At 73.3% G+C, this 17,670-nt stretch carries 12 protein-coding genes; 7 read left to right on the top strand and 5 right to left on the bottom strand.

Going from position 1 to position 17,670, the window contains the following annotated elements:
- From paaC to paaE, 3 genes are read left to right on the top strand one after another with little or no spacing between them, the layout of a single operon-like run.
- Complete coding sequence (gene paaC / locus AC07DF_RS19780) at positions 1-828, top strand: 1,2-phenylacetyl-CoA epoxidase subunit PaaC (protein WP_478972487.1); 828 nt, start codon at positions 1-3, stop codon at positions 826-828.
- On the top strand, positions 822-1,337 hold the full coding sequence (paaD, locus tag AC07DF_RS19785) for a 1,2-phenylacetyl-CoA epoxidase subunit PaaD (RefSeq protein ID WP_478972490.1): 516 nt from the start codon (positions 822-824) through the stop codon (positions 1,335-1,337). Before paaC ends, paaD begins: the two co-directional genes overlap by 7 nt.
- Positions 1,337-2,452 carry a 1,2-phenylacetyl-CoA epoxidase subunit PaaE gene (paaE, locus tag AC07DF_RS19790; protein WP_478972493.1) on the top strand — a complete coding sequence of 372 codons (1,116 nt, stop codon included), beginning with the start codon at positions 1,337-1,339 and terminating at the stop codon, positions 2,450-2,452. The genes paaD and paaE overlap by 1 nt, the downstream gene beginning before the upstream one ends.
- 33 nt (positions 2,453-2,485) lie before the next feature.
- Here the strand turns inward: paaE and AC07DF_RS19795 are convergent, their stop codons facing one another.
- Both AC07DF_RS19795 and AC07DF_RS19800 read right to left on the bottom strand, forming a co-directional pair.
- Positions 2,486-2,782, bottom strand: a complete 297-nt coding sequence (locus tag AC07DF_RS19795; protein WP_478972496.1) for a hypothetical protein — start codon at positions 2,780-2,782, stop codon at positions 2,486-2,488.
- 80 nt (positions 2,783-2,862) lie between these two features.
- Positions 2,863-4,476 carry a PucR family transcriptional regulator gene (locus tag AC07DF_RS19800; protein WP_478972498.1) on the bottom strand — a complete coding sequence of 538 codons (1,614 nt, stop codon included), beginning with the start codon at positions 4,474-4,476 and terminating at the stop codon, positions 2,863-2,865.
- A gap of 222 nt (positions 4,477-4,698) precedes the next feature.
- On the opposite strand from AC07DF_RS19800, the gene AC07DF_RS19805 reads away from it, so the two are divergent.
- The 4 genes from AC07DF_RS19805 (at position 4,699) to AC07DF_RS19820 (ending at position 12,333) form a co-directional block, all read left to right on the top strand.
- Complete coding sequence (locus AC07DF_RS19805; protein ID WP_478972500.1) at positions 4,699-5,967, top strand: aspartate aminotransferase family protein; 1,269 nt, start codon at positions 4,699-4,701, stop codon at positions 5,965-5,967.
- Positions 5,964-8,831 carry an FAD-binding and (Fe-S)-binding domain-containing protein gene (locus tag AC07DF_RS19810; RefSeq protein WP_478972503.1) on the top strand — a complete coding sequence of 956 codons (2,868 nt, stop codon included), beginning with the start codon at positions 5,964-5,966 and terminating at the stop codon, positions 8,829-8,831. Before AC07DF_RS19805 ends, AC07DF_RS19810 begins: the two co-directional genes overlap by 4 nt.
- Positions 8,828-10,267 (top strand): NAD-dependent succinate-semialdehyde dehydrogenase, encoded by a 1,440-nt coding sequence (locus AC07DF_RS19815; protein ID WP_478972506.1) that lies wholly within the window; start codon positions 8,828-8,830, stop codon positions 10,265-10,267. Before AC07DF_RS19810 ends, AC07DF_RS19815 begins: the two co-directional genes overlap by 4 nt.
- 98 nt (positions 10,268-10,365) lie before the next feature.
- The gene (locus AC07DF_RS19820; RefSeq protein WP_478972509.1) at positions 10,366-12,333 is read left to right on the top strand and encodes a heavy metal translocating P-type ATPase; all 1,968 of its coding nucleotides are present in this window, start codon (positions 10,366-10,368) and stop codon (positions 12,331-12,333) included.
- A gap of 5 nt (positions 12,334-12,338) precedes the next feature.
- Here AC07DF_RS19820 and AC07DF_RS19825 read toward each other — a convergent pair whose 3' ends face one another.
- The 3 genes from AC07DF_RS19825 to AC07DF_RS19835 form a co-directional block, all read right to left on the bottom strand.
- A complete protein-coding gene (locus AC07DF_RS19825) occupies positions 12,339-13,406 on the bottom strand; it encodes a LacI family DNA-binding transcriptional regulator (protein WP_478972512.1) in 1,068 nt (355 codons plus the stop codon).
- 87 nt (positions 13,407-13,493) lie between these two features.
- Positions 13,494-15,881, bottom strand: a complete 2,388-nt coding sequence (locus AC07DF_RS19830) for a beta-galactosidase (RefSeq protein WP_478972515.1) — start codon at positions 15,879-15,881, stop codon at positions 13,494-13,496.
- Positions 15,878-17,644 (bottom strand): glycoside hydrolase family 35 protein, encoded by a 1,767-nt coding sequence (locus AC07DF_RS19835; protein ID WP_478972518.1) that lies wholly within the window; start codon positions 17,642-17,644, stop codon positions 15,878-15,880. Before AC07DF_RS19835 ends, AC07DF_RS19830 begins: the two co-directional genes overlap by 4 nt.
- Between the last annotated feature and the right edge of the window lie 26 nt (positions 17,645-17,670).

Genomic DNA, 17,670 nt, shown 5'->3' on the forward strand with positions numbered 1-17,670 from the left:
ATGAGCGACGACCACGTCTACATGACCCTCGCCGAGGGACACGAGGACGACACCCGCTGGGCCTACGGCACCGGCTTCGAGGACCCCCTGCACGGCGTGGACACGGCCGTGCCCGACGGCCTCGACGCCGGTGAACTGGCCGCCCTCTGCGTCACCCTGGCCGACGACGCCCTGGTCTCGGCCCAGCGGCTCGCCGAGTGGACCACCCGGGCCCCCGAGCTGGAGGAGGAGGTGGCCCTGGCCAACATCGGACTCGATCTGCTCGGCCAGGCCCGTCTGCTCTACGCCCGCGCCGGCCAGGTCGACGGCACCGGCCGCGGCGAGGACGCCTACGCCTACTTCCGGGACGCCGGCGACTTCCGCAACGTACGCCTGGCCGAACTGCCCAACGGCGACTTCGCGTTCTCGACCATGCGGCTGCTGGTGTTCTCCAGTTGGCGCCTCGCGTACTTCGAGCGGCTCACCGCCCACCCGGACCCGGTGCTCGCGGCGATCGCCGCCAAGGGCGTGAAGGAGCTGGCCTACCACCGGCAGTACGCGGCCGAGTGGGTGGTGCGCCTCGGCGACGGCACCGAGGAGTCGCACCGCCGGACGCGCAGGGCGCTGGAACAGGTGGCCCCCTACCTGGGCGAGCTGTTCACGGCGTACGACGTACGGGACGAGGTCGTCGCCGTCCTGCGCCAGGTCACCGAGGCGGCCGGACTGCCCATGCCCGTCTACCGGCCGCTGCCCGGCTCGGGCCGCACCGGGGAGCACACCGAGCATCTCGCCCCGCTGCTGGCCGAGTTGCAGGGCATCGCCCGCGCCCACCCGGAGGCGACATGGTGACGACGCTTCTGGACGCACGCCGGGCCCGGCGCATCGCCGAGCAGGTGCCCGACCCCGAGCTGCCCATGCTCACCCTGGCCGACCTCGGAGTGCTGCGCGAGGTGTCGCTGACCCCGGACGGGACGGTGGTCGCGAGCCTGACCCCGACCTACTCGGGTTGTCCGGCGATGGCGGAGATGCGCGCCGGAGTGGCCGCCCGGCTCCGGGACGCGGGCTACGCGCGCGTGGAGATCCGCACCGTCCTCGACCCGCCGTGGACCAGCGACTGGATCACCCCGGACGGACGGCGCAAGCTCGCCGAGCACGGCATCGCCCCGCCCGGGGCCGCGCCCGCGCGCACCACCGGCCCGGTCCCGCTCGTGCTGTCGCCGACCCGCCGCTCGGTGCCCTGCCCGCGCTGCGGTTTCCACGACACCGAGGAGACCTCCCGCTTCGCCGCCACGTCCTGCAAGTCCCTGTGGCGCTGCCTCGCCTGCCGCGAGCCGTTCGAGTACGTCAAGGAGATCTGATGGACGACCTGATGGAGCCGGCCCCCGTCCCGGCGGCACGCGCGCGGGCCCGCCGACGTCCGGTCTTCCACCGCCTGCGGGTCGCCGCCGTGCAGCCGCTGTGCGAGGACGCGGCGGCCGTCAGCTTCGACGTCCCGGCCGAGCTGGCCGAGGAGTTCGCCTTCGCGCCGGGCCAGTCGCTCACCCTGCGGCGCGAGATCGAGGGCCGGGACGAGCGCCGCTCGTACTCGATCTGCTCACCCGCCGGCACCGCGCCGCGCATCGGCGTACGTGTCGTACCGGGCGGCCTGTTCTCCTCCTGGCTGGTGAGCGACGTACGCCCCGGCGACATCGTCGAGGTGATGGCCCCCACCGGTGCCTTCACACCCGACCTCACCGCCCCCGGCCACCACGTCCTGATCGCGGCCGGTTCCGGCATCACGCCCATGGTCTCCATCGCCGAGTCCGTCCTGGCAGCCGACTCCCGCTCGACGGTCACCCTCCTCTACGGCAACCGCCGCACCGGCACCGTGATGTTCGCCGACGAACTGGCCGACCTGAAGGACCTCTACCCGACGCGGTTCCAGCTCGCCCACGTCCTCTCCCGCGAGCCCCGCGAGGCCGAGGTGCTCTCCGGGCGCCTCGACGCCGACCGGCTGTCGGCCCTCGTCGACGCGCTGGTGGACGTGGACTCCGCCGACCACTGGTGGCTGTGCGGCCCACACGGCATGGTCCGCGCCGCCCAGCAGGTCCTGGCCGGCCTCGACGTGCCCGCCGACCGCGTCCACCAGGAGCTGTTCTACGCCGACGACGAGCCCGTGCGCGAGGTCCATCACGCCGAGACCGGCCCGGCCGGCCCGGTCAGCCAGGTCACCGTCACCCTGGACGGCCGCTCCACCACCTCCGCGCTGCCCCGGGAGCGGAGCATCCTCGAAGGCGCCCAGCAGACCCGGCCGGACCTGCCGTTCGCCTGCAAGGGCGGCGTCTGCGGCACCTGCCGCGCCCTGGTCACCGACGGCAAGGCCGACATGCGGCGCAACTTCGCCCTCGAACCGGCCGAGGTCGACGCGGGCTACGTCCTCACCTGCCAGTCGTTCCCGGTCTCCGACGCGCTGACGGTGGACTTCGACACCTGAGTCGCCGGTCGGCCTTTCGCAAGTAGGTGTCCCTCAGGGGGACTTCACTTCGCCCAGACACTCCTCCGGCACACTCACGCCCCCGACGACGACCGACTGGTACGAGGCGTCCGGCGAGGCGTCGATCATGTCCTGCTGCTCGCGCCTCGCCTCGGCCCGGGCCTGCTCGATGGAGTCGTAAATCTCCTGGCAGTCGTACCTGCCCGTCGGGGTGGCCTCCCGGCGTGGAGAATCGGCTGTGTACGAAACGGAGTTGAGCATGGAGGTGGCGGCGAGCCCGGCCAGGCACGCCCCCGCCCAGACGACGACGATCCACCGACGGGTACTCAACTGCCGGCCCTTCCACCGTGCTCGACCTTCATCGAACCCCCTAGAGAGATGGTGCCGACGCCTCGGCACCGAGGCATCCTTCACCCGGCGCGCAGAACACGCAACGCCGTGAGCGCCACGTGGAGTTCGGTGCGCCGCTCCCCGGATTCCAGGTCGGAGTCGAGGAGGCGTTCGATGGTGCGCAGGCGCTGGTACACGGTCTCCCTGGACAGCCCGCCGCGACGGGCCGCGGTGGTCTTGTTGCCGGCCGCGTCGAGGTAGTGCCCCAGCGTGGTGAGCAGGTCGGTGCCGTGCCGGGTGTCGTGGTCGATGAGCCGGCCGAGGCGGCGTTCCGTGTAGTCCTGGACGCGCGTGTCCTCGCGCAGGGCGTACAGCAGGCGGCGCAGGTCGATGTCCGGCAGCTCATGGAAGGAACGGTCCGGGGGGAGGGGCTGGCCGGGCGGGGTGGCCTCTATGACACGGGCGGCCTCCCGGAAGGAGCGTGCCGCTTCGGCGAGGTCCGCCACCTCCGAGCCGACGCCGACGATCGTCCCCGGGACCAGAGCCAGCGCGGTGCGGCACAGCCGTTCCGCCATGGGGCGCCAGGGCTGGTCGGCGCGCAGGGCCGGCAGGATGCCGAGACGGCCGGGGGCGAGCTCGCCGACGAGGGCCGGGACCCCCGCCGACCGTAGCTCGCTGTGCAGCCGGGCCTCCAGCTCGCCTCCCTCGGCACCCGGCCCGGGGTCGATGAGGATCGCCAGGTACCGGACCCCCTCCGTGGGCAGGCCCAGCGCGGCACAGCGGGCGCGGGCGTCCTCGGGGGAGTGGTGGCGCTGCTCCGCCAGCTCCCGCAGGGCGGTGCGGTGGGCCGTGTGCTCCCAGGGCGTCGAGTGGATGAGCCGGGCGACGGTCAGGGCCATCGCCGTCCGCTCCAGGACGGTGATGTGCTCCGGTCCGAAGGGCGGGCCGTCGACGGTGGCCCGGAGCATGGCCAGCCGGCCCCAGCGTTCGCCCTGGTAGGAGACGGGCGCGGTGAGCCAGCCCTCCGGGCCGCCCGCCTCGGTGTGATCGCCGGGCTCGGTGGCCCGGGAGCGCTGTTCCCAGTCGCCGAGCGCCTCCTCCACCGTGCTCCCCGACGGCTCGCAGATCAGGGCCTGGTGCACCAGGTTCTCCAGGACGACCGTGCGGCCGCTCATCTCCGCCGCCGCCCGCACCACCTCCTCCGGTCCCGCGCCGCGCAGCGTGAGGGCGGTGAACGCCTCGTGGATCCGCTGCGTCCGGCGCATCGCGTCGGCCTGGCTGCCGAGGATGAGCGCGTGGACGACCTGTGTGACCTCCAGGAAGTTGACGTCCCGCGCGAGGGTGACCAGGGGCAGCCCCCGCGCCCGGCAGGCCTGGACGAGGGCGTCGGGCGGCCGGTGGTAACGCCGTACCAGCTCGATGACCAGGGCGGCCGCTCCCACCTCCGTGAGTTCGTCGACGTACCGGCGGACCCCCGCCGCGTCGTCGGGCAGGGGCATGCCCGTGGTCAGGACCAGCTCGCCGCCCTTGAGGAAGGAGGCCGGGTCCGTCAGCTCGGTGATGTGCACCCAGCGCACCGGCCGGTCCAGCCCGGCCGGCCCGGTGACGACCTGGGGCTGCCCGGCGGCCAGGACGGGCAGGGCCAGCACGTCGGCGACGCTCGGCGGATGTGGGTTCACAGTGGCTCCCTGCATGCCTGGTCACTCTGACAAGCGGCACTGACCTGCGCAAGAGCTGTCCACGGGAGGGGCAGGCGGTGCCAGGGGGGTCCGGTGGTTGACACAACGTCCGAACAACGCGTTCCGGCCGGACAGATCACGCGTTGTCGCGTCGCGAGGCGGCCCGGATGCTCGGGGTGTCGGACCAGTACCGCGGATCACCGCGAGCAGACCTCGACGTACGGCCGGGAGACGAACATGACCGCACTGTCGCCGCACCTTCGCCAGGCCACGCCCGTGGTGGCCGCCCGGGGCGAGGGCGTCCATCTCTACGGTGAGGACGGCCGCCGCTACCTCGACTTCACCGCCGGCATCGGCGTCACCAGCACCGGGCACTGCCACCCCAAGGTCGTGGCGGCGGCGCAGGAGCAGGTGGGCACACTGGTGCACGGCCAGTACACGACCGTCATGCACCAGCCGCTGCGCCGCCTCGTCGACAAGCTCGGGGAGGTGCTGCCGGCCGGCCTGGACAGCCTGTTCTTCACCAACTCCGGCAGCGAGGCCGTCGAGTCGGCGCTGCGGCTGGCCCGCCAGGCCACCGGCCGGCCCAACGTCCTGGTCTGCCACGGCGGTTTCCACGGCCGCACCGTCGCCGCCGCCTCCATGACGACCTCCGGGATCCGCTTCCGGTCCGGTTTCTCCCCGCTGATGAGCGGAGTCGTCGTCACGCCGTTCCCGACGGCCTACCGGTACGGCTGGGACGAGGAGGCCGCCACCCGTTTCGCCCTCCAGGAGCTCGACTACACCCTCCAGACGATCTCCTCGCCCGCAGACACGGCCGCGATCATCGTCGAGCCGGTGCTCGGCGAGGGCGGCTACGTGCCCGCCAACACCGCCTTCCTCGAAGGGCTGCGGGAGCGGGCGGACCGGCACGGCTTCCTGCTGATCCTCGACGAGGTGCAGACCGGCGTCGGCCGCACCGGACGCTTCTGGGGCCACGACCACTTCGGCGTCACCCCCGACATCCTCATCACCGCCAAGGGCCTGGCCAGCGGCTTCCCGATCTCCGGCATCGCCGCCTCCGAGGAGCTGATGGCCAAGGCGTGGCCCGGCTCCCAGGGCGGCACCTACGGCGCCAACGCCGTCGCCTGCGCCGCGGCCTGCGCCACCCTCGACGTCGTACGTGACGAGAAGCTCGTCGAGAACGCCGAGGCGATGGGCCGGCGGCTGCGCCAGGGCCTGGAGGCTGTCGCCGACCGCACCCCGGGCATCGGCGACGTGCGCGGCCTCGGCCTCATGCTCGCCAGCGAGTTCGTCACCGAGGACGGCAGCCCCGACCCCGAGACCGCCGCCCGCGTCCAGCGCGCCGCCGTCGACGAGGGGCTGCTCCTGCTGCTGTGCGGCGCCTGGAACCAGGTGGTCCGCATGATCCCGGCGCTCGTCATCGACGAGGCCGCAGTGGACGAGGGCCTGCGGGCCTGGGCGAAGGCGGTCGAGGCCGGCACGTCGGGAGCCGGCGACCGATGACCACCACCACCCGCGACCTGGCGGGTCTGACGGCCCGTATCGCCGAGAGCGCGCCCGGCCTGCGGGTGGAGACCGGGCCTGGAGCGACGGGCCCCTACGCCTACGACGCCTCCAACTACCGGGTGCTGCCCCGGGCCGTGGCCTTCCCGCGCACCGCCGACGACGTGGTCGCGGTGCTGGCGGCCTGCCGGGAGGCGGGCGTCCCGGTCACGGCCCGGGGCGGCGGCACCAGCATGGCGGGCAACGCCGTCGGACTCGGTGTCGTCCTGGACTTCTCCCGCTGTATGAACCGGATCCTGGACATCGACCCCGAGGCCCGCACCGCGCGCGTCGAGGCCGGTGCCGTCCTCGACGCGCTGCGCGCCGCGACCGCCCCGCACGGGCTCGACTTCGGCCCCGACCCGTCCTCGCACAGCCGCTGCACCCTCGGCGGCATGATCGGCAACGACGCGTGCGGCAACCGGTCGGTGCGCGACGGCCGGACCAGCGGCCATGTCGAGGCCCTGGAGATCGTCACGGCCGACGGAGTGCGGGCAGTCGCCGACCGCTGCGGACTGCACCCGGTCGAGCCGAGCGACGCCGAAGTCATCGCGCGGCTCGAATCCGACCTCCGGAAGCTGATCGCCGGCAACCTGGAGCCCATCCGTACCGAACTGGGCCGGATCCCGCGCCAGGTCTCCGGCTACCAGCTGCACCGCCTGCTGCCGGAGAACGGCTTCGACATGGCCCGCGCGCTCGTGGGCACCGAAGGCACCTGTGCGGTCGTCACCGCCGCGACGGTCCGCCTGGTGACGACCGCACAGGCCTCCGCGCTGCTGACGCTCGGCTACGACGACGTCGTCGACGCGGCCGAGGACGTGCCGGAGATCCTGCGCTTCTCGCCCAGCGCGGTGGAGGGCATGGACGAGGCGATCGTCGCCACCATGCGCGTCCGCCGCGGCCCGGACTCCGTCACCGGCCTGCCCGAGGGCCGCGCCTGGCTCTACGTCGAACTCGAAGGCGAGGACCAGGCCGCGGTCGACGGCCGCGCCGCCGAACTGCTCGACGTGCTGAAGTCACAGGGCCGGCTGACCGGCGGACGGGTGGTCGAGAGCCCGGCCGAGCGCCGCTCGCTGTGGCGGGTCCGCGAGGACGGAGCCGGGCTCGCCGCCCGGTTGGTGGACGGCGGGGAGTCCTGGCCCGGCTGGGAGGACGCGGCCGTCGCTCCCGAGAACCTCGCCGCCTATCTGCGCGACTTCCGCGAGCTGCTGGCCGCGCACGGGCTGACGGGCGTGCTGTACGGGCACTTCGGCGCCGGCTGTGTCCACGTACGGGTCGACTTCGACCCGGCCACGGACGCCGGCCGGGCCGTCATGCGGCGGTTCCTCTCCGAGGCGGCCACGCTGGTCGTCTCGCACGGCGGGACCCTGTCGGGCGAGCACGGTGACGGACGGGCTCGCAGCGAACTGCTGGAGGTCATGTACAGCCACCGCATGATCAGCGCCTTTGCCGCGTTCAAGCGGATCTTCGACCCGGACGGGCTGCTCAACCCCGGGGTGATCGTCGCCCCGGCCCCCCTGGACGCCGACCTCGCGATACGTGAACTCCCGCTCCTGGACACGTCGTTCACCTTCCCGCACGACACGGACGGCTTCACGGGCGCGGTGCGCCGCTGTGTCGGCATCGGCCGCTGCCGCAGCGACTCCGGCGGGGTGATGTGCCCGAGCTATCGGGCCACGGGGGAGGAGAACGACTCCACCCGCGGCCGGGCCCGCATGCTCCAGGAGATGGTGAGCGGCGAGGCGGTCCAGGACGGCTGGCGCTCGGCCGAGGTCAGGGACGCCCTCGATCTGTGCCTGTCCTGCAAGGCCTGCTCCATCGACTGTCCGGTGGGCGTCGACATGGCGACCTACAAGGCGGAGTTCCTGCACCAGCATTACAAGAACCGCCTCCGCCCCCGTTCCCACTACTCGCTCGGCTGGCTGCCCAGGACCTCCGCCCTCGCCGGATACGCGGCCCGCCCCGTCAACCTCCTGCTGCGCGGACCGCTCGGCAGGCTCCTCGCCCGTCTCGGCGGGGTGACCACGAAGCGCGCGATCCCCGCCTTCGCCTCCCGGCGCGCCCTGCGCAAGACCCTGCGTGCGGCGCGGACCTCGGGGCCGGCGAAAGCCCTGCTCTTCGTCGACAGCTTCACCCGGGCCTTCCGCCCCCGGGTCGCCGGCGCTGTGAGCCGCGTGCTCGCCGACGCCGGCGTTCCCTGCACCCCTCGCGAGGGCCTGTGCTGCGGACTCACCTGGGTCAGCACCGGCCAGCTGTCCGTGGCCCGCAGGGTCATGGCCCGTACGGTCGTCGCCCTCGACGACGGCGACGACCGGCCGATCATCGTCGCCGAGCCCAGCTGCGCCGCCGCCCTCAAACGCGACGTGCCCGAACTGCTCGGCACCGAGGCCGCAGAGCGCGTCGCCGACCGGGTCCGCACCTTCACCGGAGCCCTCACCGACCTCGCCGACCAGGACTGGAGCCCGCCGCCGCTGCCCGGCGACGTCGTCCTGCAGACCCACTGCCACGAGTACGCCACCTTCACGGGCCGCCGCCCCGCCGACCTGCTGCGCCGCCTCGGCGTCCGCACGGTCGACGAGGCCGAGGGCTGCTGCGGCCTCGCCGGCAACTTCGGTTTCGAGGCGGAGCACTACGACACCTCCATCGCCGTCGCGGACCTCGCCCTCAAACCCCGGCTCGACGAACTCGACGGACGCCCCGTCGTCGCCGACGGCTTCAGCTGCGCCACCCAGATCGACCACCTCGCCGGTGACCGGGGCATCCGCGCCCTGCACCTCGCGGAACTCCTCGACCCCTGCGCCGACCGACCAGGAGAGACATCATGACCGAGGTACTGAACCAGTTGTTCATCGGCGGTGCCTGGGTGGACGCCGCGGACGGTGCCATCATGCCCGTCGACGACCCCGCCACCGGCGAGATCATCGGCCATGTCGCCGACGCGGGTGCCAAGGACGCCAGGCTCGCGGAGGAGGCGGCCGTCCAGGCCCAGGCCGAATGGGCCCGTACGGCACCCCGCGCGCGCAGCGAGATTCTGCGCCGCGCGCACGAGCTCATCCTCGAACGCACCGACGAACTCGCCCGCCTGATGACGTCCGAAATGGGCAAGCCGCTCGCCGAGGCCAGGGGAGAGGTGGCCTACGCCGCCGAGTTCTTCCGCTGGTTCTCGGAGGAGGCCGTGCGGATCGACGGGGGGTGCGGCACGCTGCCCGACGGCCGCAACCGCATGCTGCTCTCCCGCCGCCCGGTGGGCCCCTGCCTGCTGATCACGCCGTGGAACTTCCCGCTGGCCATGGGCACTCGCAAGATCGGCCCGGCGATCGCGGCGGGCTGCACGATGATCCTCAAGCCGGCCCCGCAGACCCCGCTGTCCAGCCTCGCCCTCGCCCAGATCCTGAAGGAGGCCGGGCTGCCGGACGGTGTGCTGAACGTGGTCACCACCTCCCGCGCCGGAGAGGTCTGCGAACCGCTGCTGCGCGGCGGCCGGATCCGCAAACTGTCCTTCACCGGCTCCACGGCCGTCGGCAGGCTGCTGCTCGCGCAGTGCGCCGACACCGTCGTACGGACGTCGATGGAGCTGGGCGGCAACGCACCGTTCATCGTCTTCGACGACGCCGACCTGGACGTGGCCGTGGACGGCGCGATGGTCGCCAAGATGCGCAACATGGGTGAGGCCTGCACCGCCGCGAACCGCTTCTTCGTCCACCGGCCGGTCGCCGAGGAGTTCGGGCGGCGGCTCGCCGAGCGGATGGGCGCGCTCGAGGTGGGCCCCGGCACCCGGGACGGCGTCGACGTGGGTCCGCTGATCGACGCCACCGGACGCGCCAAGGTGGAGGAGCTGGTGGCCGACGCCGTGGAGCGTGGCGCCCAAGTGCTGGTCGGCGGCCGTACGCCCGAAGGGCCCGGCTGTTTCTACCCGCCGACCGTGCTCGCGGACGTGTCCCCCGAGAGCCGTCTCATGGACACGGAGATCTTCGGCCCGGTCGCCGCGATCCTCACCTTCGACGACGAGGACGAGGTCCTGCGCCGGGCCAACGACACGCCCTGGGGGCTCGTCGGCTACGTCTTCACTCAGGGGCTGGACCGGGGCCTGCGCGTCAGCGAGGGCCTGGAGGTGGGCATGGTGGGCCTGAACACCGGCCTGGTCTCCAACCCCGCCGCGCCCTTCGGCGGGGTCAAACAGTCCGGTCTCGGCCGCGAGGGCGGCCGGGTCGGTATCGACGAGTTCCTGGAGTACCAGTACATCGCGGTGCCCGTCCGGTGACGGGCTGCTCTGATACCCGGTCGTCCATGAAGATATGAATCAGTCTTCATGTGTTCCTGTAGGGTGGGGGCCTCACGCTCCCGCTCCAAGGACCCTTGATGACCTCCACGCTGACGCCCCCGTCGGTCGAACGGGCGAAGCCCGCACGCCCCGGGACCGTGCCGCGGCGACGCACCCGTGTCCTCGCGCTCCCCGAGGCTCGCTGGGCCGCGGCGGCCACCGCCCTCTTCCTGCTCGCGCTGCCGCTCCAGCTGACCGGCGCCCCCACCTGGACCTGGGGCCCGCTGTACGCGGCGGCATACGCCACGGGCGGCTGGGAGCCGGGATGGGAGGGGCTGAAGGCGCTCAAGGACCGCACCCTCGACGTCGACCTGCTGATGGTGGTCGCCGCACTGGGCGCGGCCGCGATCGGGCAGGTCATGGACGGCGCCCTGCTCATCGTCATCTTCGCCACCTCCGGCGCCCTGGAGGCACTGGCCACGGCCCGCACCGCCGACTCCGTCCGCGGCCTGCTCGACCTGGCCCCCGCCACGGCGACCCGGCTGTCACCCGGTGGCAACGAACAGGCCGTACCCGTGGAGGAGTTGGCGGTCGGCGACACCGTCCTCGTACGCCCCGGAGAGCGCGTCGGCGCCGACGGCCGGGTGCTGGACGGGGCGAGCGAGGTCGACCAGGCGACCATCACCGGCGAGCCGCTCCCCGTGCCGAAGGAGCCGGGCGACGAGGTCTTCGCGGGCACCCTCAACGGCACCGGCGCCCTGCGGGTCCGGGTCGAGCGCGACGCCTCCGACTCGGTGATCGCCCGTATCGTCCGGATGGTGCAGGAGGCGTCCGAGACCAAGGCGCCCACGCAACTGTTCATCGAGAAGGTCGAACAGCGCTATTCGCTCGGCATGGTGGCCGCGACCCTCGCCGTCTTCCTGGTGCCGCTCGCCTTCGGCGAGCGGCTCACCGACTCGCTCCTGCGCGCCATGACCTTCATGATCGTGGCCTCGCCCTGCGCGGTCGTGCTGGCCACCATGCCGCCCCTGCTCTCGGCCATCGCCAACGCCGGGCGGCACGGTGTGCTGGTGAAGTCGGCCGTGGTGATGGAGCGGATCGGCCAGGTGGACGCGGTCGCACTGGACAAGACCGGCACCCTGACCGAAGGCAGCCCGCGCGTCACCGACGTCCGGCCGCTGCCGGGAGCCGGCTTGGACGAGGACCGGTTGCTGACCCTCGCGGCGGCCGCCGAGCGGCCCAGTGAGCATCCGCTGGCCCGGGCGGTCGTCGACGCGGCCCGTGAGCGCGGCCTCGATCTGCCCGAAGCGGAGGACTTCGCCTCCGCGCCCGGAGTGGGCGTGACCGCCGTCGTCGACGGCCGTGCGGTCGCGGTGGGCGCCCCGGCCCGGCTGACGGACGACGCCCTCGAAGGTGTCGCGGAACTGGAGGAGTCCGGCCGTACCGCCGTCCTGGTCGTCGTCGACGGCGCTCCCGCCGGACTGCTCGGCGTCGCCGACCGGCCGCGCCCGGACGCCGCCGCCACGGTCACCGCCCTCACCACGCTCACCGGCACCGCCCCCACACTCCTCACCGGCGACAACCCCCGGGCCGCCGCGCACCTCGCCGCCGAGACCGGCATCGACGACGTGCGCGCCGGGCTGCTGCCGCAGGACAAGCTGGCCGCCGTCCAGGAGATGGAGGGCGCGGGCCGCAAGGTGCTGGTCGTCGGGGACGGCGTCAACGACGCACCCGCCCTGGCCGCCGCCCACACCGGGGTCGCCATGGGCCGGGCGGGCTCCGACCTCGCCCTGGAGACCGCTGATGCCGTGATCGTCCGCGACGAACTCGCCGCCGTCCCCGCCACCGTCGCCCTCTCCCGCCGCGCCCGCCGGCTGGTCGCCCAGAACCTCGTCATCGCCGGGGTGTTCATCGCCGGCCTCGTCGTCTGGGACCTGGCGGGCGACCTGCCGCTGCCCCTGGGTGTCGCGGGCCACGAGGGCTCCACGGTCCTCGTCGGACTGAACGGCCTGCGGCTGCTCAGGGAGTCGGCCTGGCAGAAGGCCGCCGCCGAGGGGAGTGCCTGAGCCCGTCAGCGCACCGGCGGCGGACCGCTGCTCGCGCGCACCACGAGGTCGACGGGGACGAGGCTGTCCACGCGGGGCCGCCCGCCCGGGCCGTCGATGCGGTCCAGGAGCAGACGCAGGGACCGGGTGCCGATCTCGGCGAAGTCGGTGCGGACGGTGGTCAGCGGGGGCAGCAGATGCGCGGCCTCGGGGATGTCGTCGTAGCCGACGACACTGACCTCCCCGGGGACGGACCGCCCGGACTCGTGCAGGGCGTGCAGCAGGCCCAGCGCCATCTGGTCGTTGGAGGCGAACACCGCCGTCACCTCCGGGCGCCGGGCCAGCCGGCGGCCCAGTTCGTACCCGGAGCCGGCGCCCCAGTCCCCGACCAGAGGAGCCGGGACGTCGGCGCCGGCGGCCTGGAGCGTCGCCTGCCAGCTCGCCAGCCGGTGATCGGCGGAGGTCCAGCCGGTCGGACCCGCGATGTGCCAGACCGTGGCATGCCCCAGGCCGAGGAGATGCTCCGTGGCCTTGCGGGCGCCGGTGCGGGAATCGCCGGTGACCAGGGGGGTGTCGTCGTCGAGGGGACTCTCCAGCACCACCAGCGGAGTACCGAGGTCGGTCTCCGCCAGTGCCCGGCCCACCCACTGCTGCGGGGCGATCGCGATCACACCGTCCGCGCCCTCGGCCGACAGCCGGTTCACGGCCTCGACGACGGTCCCGTGGTCGGCCGTGTCCAGAGCGATGGAGCTGACGAGGTAACCGGCTTCCTGGGCGGCGGTGTTGATCGCGGTCAGGATGGAGGCGGGCCCGTACCGCGCGGCGTCGAAGGAGATCACCCCGAGCATCCGGGTCCTGCCGCTGGCCAGGGACCGCGCGCTGCGGCTGGGCCGGTAGCCGAGCGTGCGCATGGCCTCCAGGACCGCCTCGCGCGTCTCGGGGCGGACGGCCGGATGGTCGTTGAGCACGCGGGACACGGTCTGCTTGGAGACGCCGGCCAGCCGGGCCACGTCGGCCATCACCGGCCGTGTCCCGGCGAAGTTGCGCCTGCTGCGGCCCTTGGGAACCGGGCCGTCGGTGGCGCTCGGTGTCATGGCGGGTGATTCCTCGACGTCGGATACGGCGGTCCTGAACCCGCCCGGCAGGAGCACAGCATAGGCCGCGCGGTGCCCGTGAGGGCCTCAGCCCGTCCGGACCGCCCACACGCGCCCGACCACCCACTCGGCCTGCCCCACCCCGGCCGCCCGCCAGGCATCGCCCACCTGCCCCGCCACATGCACCGGTGCGTCCGCGGCCAGCGGCAGCACCTGCAGCCGCAGCCCCCGAGCACGTAACTCCTCCGCGGGCAGCCGGTCCAGGCCGATGTCCCAGACCCGCCCCGAGTAGAACTGGTCGGCGACCAGGACGTCCCCCACGTAGGCCCGTGCCAGATCACCGGTCCAGTGCAGCCGCAGCAGCACACCGGCGGGCTCCCGCAGCAGTTCCTCCGGTACGTCGACCCGGTACTCGGCGGCCACGGTGTCCATGTTCTTGTCGGCGGGCATGCTCGCCCGGCCCTGCACGCCGGTCACGGGCTCGGGGGCCGGACCGGCGGGCCTGACCAGGGTGACGTGCGCGTCGGTGTGACCTGGGGCCCCGGCCTCGACCGTGTAGCGCGTGCACACGCCGTCCGCCTCCTCCCGCACCCGTTCCCCCTCCACCACCAGGGCGGCATCGGGCGCGGGCAGCACCGCGAACGACGGCTCGGCGGCCGGGCTGTGCAGCCGTACCTCGTCACCGTCGAAGACGATCCCGTCCCCGCAGAGCACCAGCCGCTCGGCGCCCCAGGCGACACCCCGGTAGGCGGTACGGGCCGTCGCCGCGTCCAGGACCAGCAGACCGACGCGGGAGCCGTCGGCCGCGTCCACCTCGACCAGGGCGTCGGTGCCCGGCCGCAGACCGGTGACCAGGACCCGGCCGTCGACGGGCGTGACCTCCCCGCCCCCGGCCGGCACGGCGACGGATGCCACCGTGTCCGCGTCCAGGGCGAGTTCGGGCGCGATGCCGTCGGTCGCGGCCAGCACCAGGACCGTGCGTCCCGCCGCCTCGACCGTGCACACCGGCTGCGCCGAGGCCCACTCCAGCCGCAGCCCGGCCAGGTCCAGCCGCAACGGCCAGCAGAAGAACACGCCGGAGGGCACCGTGACGGGAGTGCTCGGCAGTGTCAGCGATGGCGCGTTCGGGAAGTCGACCCTGAACGTCGTCCCCCGGTGGTCCGGCAGCGGCTCGTGCGGCTGGTGGTTGGTCACGAACAGGAAGCCCGAGGTGCCGTCGGAGCGGACGGCCCAGCGCAGGGTCTCACGGTCGTGCTGGCCGGCCGGCAGCCGCTCGGGCAGGACGGACTCCATGGGCGCGATGCGGTGCCCGAAAGCGGCCAGCAGCAGGTGCTGGAGCCGCAGTTCGTGGTACGAGGGCCGGACCTGGCCGTACTCGCCGAGCGGGGCCTGGAAGTCGTAGCTCAGGACCGGCAGGTCGTTGGGGTAGCCGGTGGCGTGCGACTCCTGAAGGGTGGTCAGTTCTCCCGGCGGGTTCGTGCCGCCGTGGAACATGTAGTAGCCCTGCCACACCGAACCGCAGCCGATCTTGGTCAGGCCGAGCGCGCCCACGTCGGCGGCGTCCACACGCGGCCGCCGGTGATAGGCCACCGCCATGCCTCCTCCCAACTCGCAGGTCGCCCAGGGGAACCGGTCCGTCGGAGCCGGGTCGGCGCCGCGCACGGTCGTGGGGCGCAGGTCGGCGCCGATGCCCTCGTCGTCGCGCTCGTGCGTGAAGAAGAAGTGCTTGCGGCAGGTGTCGGGCCAGCCGCCGTCGGCCTCCGTCCAGAACGCGTCGGGATAGCCGCCGTACAGCGGAAGCAGCTCCTCGCCCGGAAGCCGCACCCCGCCCCAGGCGGTCGACGTCCACAGCGGCGCGCTCAGCCCGGCCTCCCGGGCGAGGCGCTTGAGCGTGCGCAGGTGGCCGGGCTGGTCGTAGAGCTCGTTCTCGATCTGGATGGCGACGATCGGACCGCCGTGCGCCCGGTCCAGGCCGCGCAGTTGCTCCGCCACGGCCGAGAACCAGGTGCCTACCAGCTCCAGATAGGCCGGGTCGTCGGTACGCGGCGTGCAGGCGCGGGCGAGCAGCCAGTCGGGCAGGCCGCCGCCCCGCACCTCCGCGTGCGACCAGGGGCCGATGCGCGGTACGAAGTCCAGGCCGTGGCGGGCGCACAGCCCCGCGAAGCGCCGGAGGTCGCGGTCGCCGTCGAAGCGGACCCGGCCCTCGCTCTCCTCGTGGTGGATCCAGATGACGTAGGAGGCGACGGCGGTCACACCGCCCGCCTTCATCTTCAGCAGTTCCTCCTCCCACTCCTCATTCGGGTAGCGGGAGTAGTGGAACTCACCGGAGACCGGGAACCAGGGGCGGCCGCCCCTGGTGAGCCAGCGGCTGGTCACTTCTACCGGGTCGGGCACGCCCGGCGCGTCGGCGAAGGGCAGGTGTCCGGTGAGCGGGGGAGCGGAGGGCGCGGGAACGCGCAGTCGGTACGGGGTCACCAGGTGTTCTCCGGGCCGAGGTCGGGGGTGTCGGTGAGCTGGGCGCGGGTTGCGGTGGTGCCGTGCAGCTCCAGCAGGACCAGCTCGTTGGTGCCCGGCCGCAGCACCGGGGCGGGGAGGTACAGGGTGTGCTGCGGGCCCCGGTTCCAGTAGCGGCCCAGGTGGAAGCCGTTGACCCACGCCTGGCCCTTCGTCCAGCCGGGCAGGGAGAGGAAGGCGTCGGCGGGCGTGTCCACCTCGAAGGTGCCGCGGTGGAAGGCCGGCACGGTGACCGCCGCCCCGTCGGCCGGTACGAACGGCAGCCCGTCCACGCCGTCCAGCGGCAGCGGGCGGCAGTCCCAGCCCCGCAGGACGGTGCCGTTGAAGGAGACGGGCCCGAGCAGACCCTTGGCCGCGCCGATACGAGGCCCGTAGTTGACGCCGCCCATGTTCTCGACGAGGACCTCCAGCGCCGCGCCGGAGCGTGGCACGCGCACGGGCAGTGTCTCGTCGTGGCGTTCGCGCTCCAGTACACCGACCGGGGCGCCGTCGACGAAGACCTGGGCGCGGTCGCCGACACCGCCGGAGAAGTGCAGCAGGCCGTCACCGGCAACGGGAAGGGTGGTGCGGTAGAGCGCGTAGCCGGTGCGCTGCCCGAGCTCGTCCATGGTCACCGGGTCGTCGGCGCGCACGGGGGCGGCGAGCGTGCCGGCGAGCGGAAGCAGAGGTGCCCGGCCGTCCAGCTCGACATCGGTGGGCGGGAGTTTGGGCCCCGGCGCCGGAACGGGCTCGTCGGGAACGCCGGCATGGCGGGCGATGACCTCGCGGAAGGCGTGGTACTTCGGGCCCGGGTCGCCGTGCTCGGTGAGGGCGGCGTCGTAGTCGTACGAGGTGATGGTCGGGGTGTAGGCGTGCTTGTGGTTGGCGCCGTTGGCGAAGCCGAAGTTGGTGCCGCCGTGGAACATGTAGATGTTGACGGACGCCCCCGCGGACAGCAGCCGGTCCAGGTCCGCTGCGGCGTCGGCCGCGTCCCGCACATGGTGCGGACCGCCCCAGTGGTCGAACCAGCCGATCCAGAACTCCGCGCAGAACAGGGGCCCTTCGCTCCGGTGCTCGCGCAGCCGCCCGAGACACTGCTCGACGCGGCTGCCGAAGGTGCTCGCCGCCAGGAGGCCCGGCACGCTTCCGGCGGCCAGATGTTCCGGGTCGGCCTGGTCACAGGTGAACAGCAGCTCCTCGACGCCCCGGGAACGGAACGCGTCGGCCAGGTGCTTCAGATACGCGCTGTCGTCGCCGTAGGCCCCGTACTCGTTCTCCACCTGCACCGCTATGACGGGACCGCCCGCCGCGGCCATGTACGGGAGGAGCGCGGGCAGCAGCAGGTCGAGATAGCGGTCGACGGCCCCCGTGAACCGCGGGTCGCTGGTCCTCAGCCGGATGTCGGTGTCCGAGGTGAGCCAGTCGGGCAGACCGCCTCCGTCCCACTCGGCGCAGATGAACGGACCGGGACGCAGGAGCACGCACAGCCCCTCGTCCTGGGCGAGCCGGAGAAACCGGGGCAGGTCGAGGAACCCGTCGAGCACGAGGGGCCCCTCGGGATCCGGCTGGTGGTGGTTCCACGGAAGGTACGTCTCCACCGTGTTGAGGCCCATCAGCCGGGCCTTGCGCAACCGGTCGGCCCACAGGTCGGGGTGGACGCGGAAGTAGTGCAGCGCGCCGGAGATGATCCGGAACGGCTCGCCGTGCAGCAGGAATCCGTCGGACGTCGTCGTCAGAGCGGGCATGCGGAGGCTTCCCTTCGAGGTGTTCG

The sequence above is a fragment of the Streptomyces sp. NPDC044719 genome, assembly GCF_056433405.1.

Coding starts and splice junctions, on each gene's coding strand:
- AC07DF_RS19810 (WP_478972503.1), top strand. CDS start 5,964: ATGACCACCACCACCCGCGACCTGGCGGGTCTGACGGCCCGTATCGCC.
- AC07DF_RS19835 (WP_478972518.1), bottom strand. CDS start 17,644: ATGCCCGCTCTGACGACGACGTCCGACGGATTCCTGCTGCACGGCGAG.
- paaD (WP_478972490.1), top strand. CDS start 822: ATGGTGACGACGCTTCTGGACGCACGCCGGGCCCGGCGCATCGCCGAG.
- AC07DF_RS19825 (WP_478972512.1), bottom strand. CDS start 13,406: ATGACACCGAGCGCCACCGACGGCCCGGTTCCCAAGGGCCGCAGCAGG.
- AC07DF_RS19800 (WP_478972498.1), bottom strand. CDS start 4,476: ATGCAGGGAGCCACTGTGAACCCACATCCGCCGAGCGTCGCCGACGTG.
- paaC (WP_478972487.1), top strand. CDS start 1: ATGAGCGACGACCACGTCTACATGACCCTCGCCGAGGGACACGAGGAC.
- AC07DF_RS19805 (WP_478972500.1), top strand. CDS start 4,699: ATGACCGCACTGTCGCCGCACCTTCGCCAGGCCACGCCCGTGGTGGCC.
- AC07DF_RS19815 (WP_478972506.1), top strand. CDS start 8,828: ATGACCGAGGTACTGAACCAGTTGTTCATCGGCGGTGCCTGGGTGGAC.
- AC07DF_RS19820 (WP_478972509.1), top strand. CDS start 10,366: ATGACCTCCACGCTGACGCCCCCGTCGGTCGAACGGGCGAAGCCCGCA.
- paaE (WP_478972493.1), top strand. CDS start 1,337: ATGGACGACCTGATGGAGCCGGCCCCCGTCCCGGCGGCACGCGCGCGG.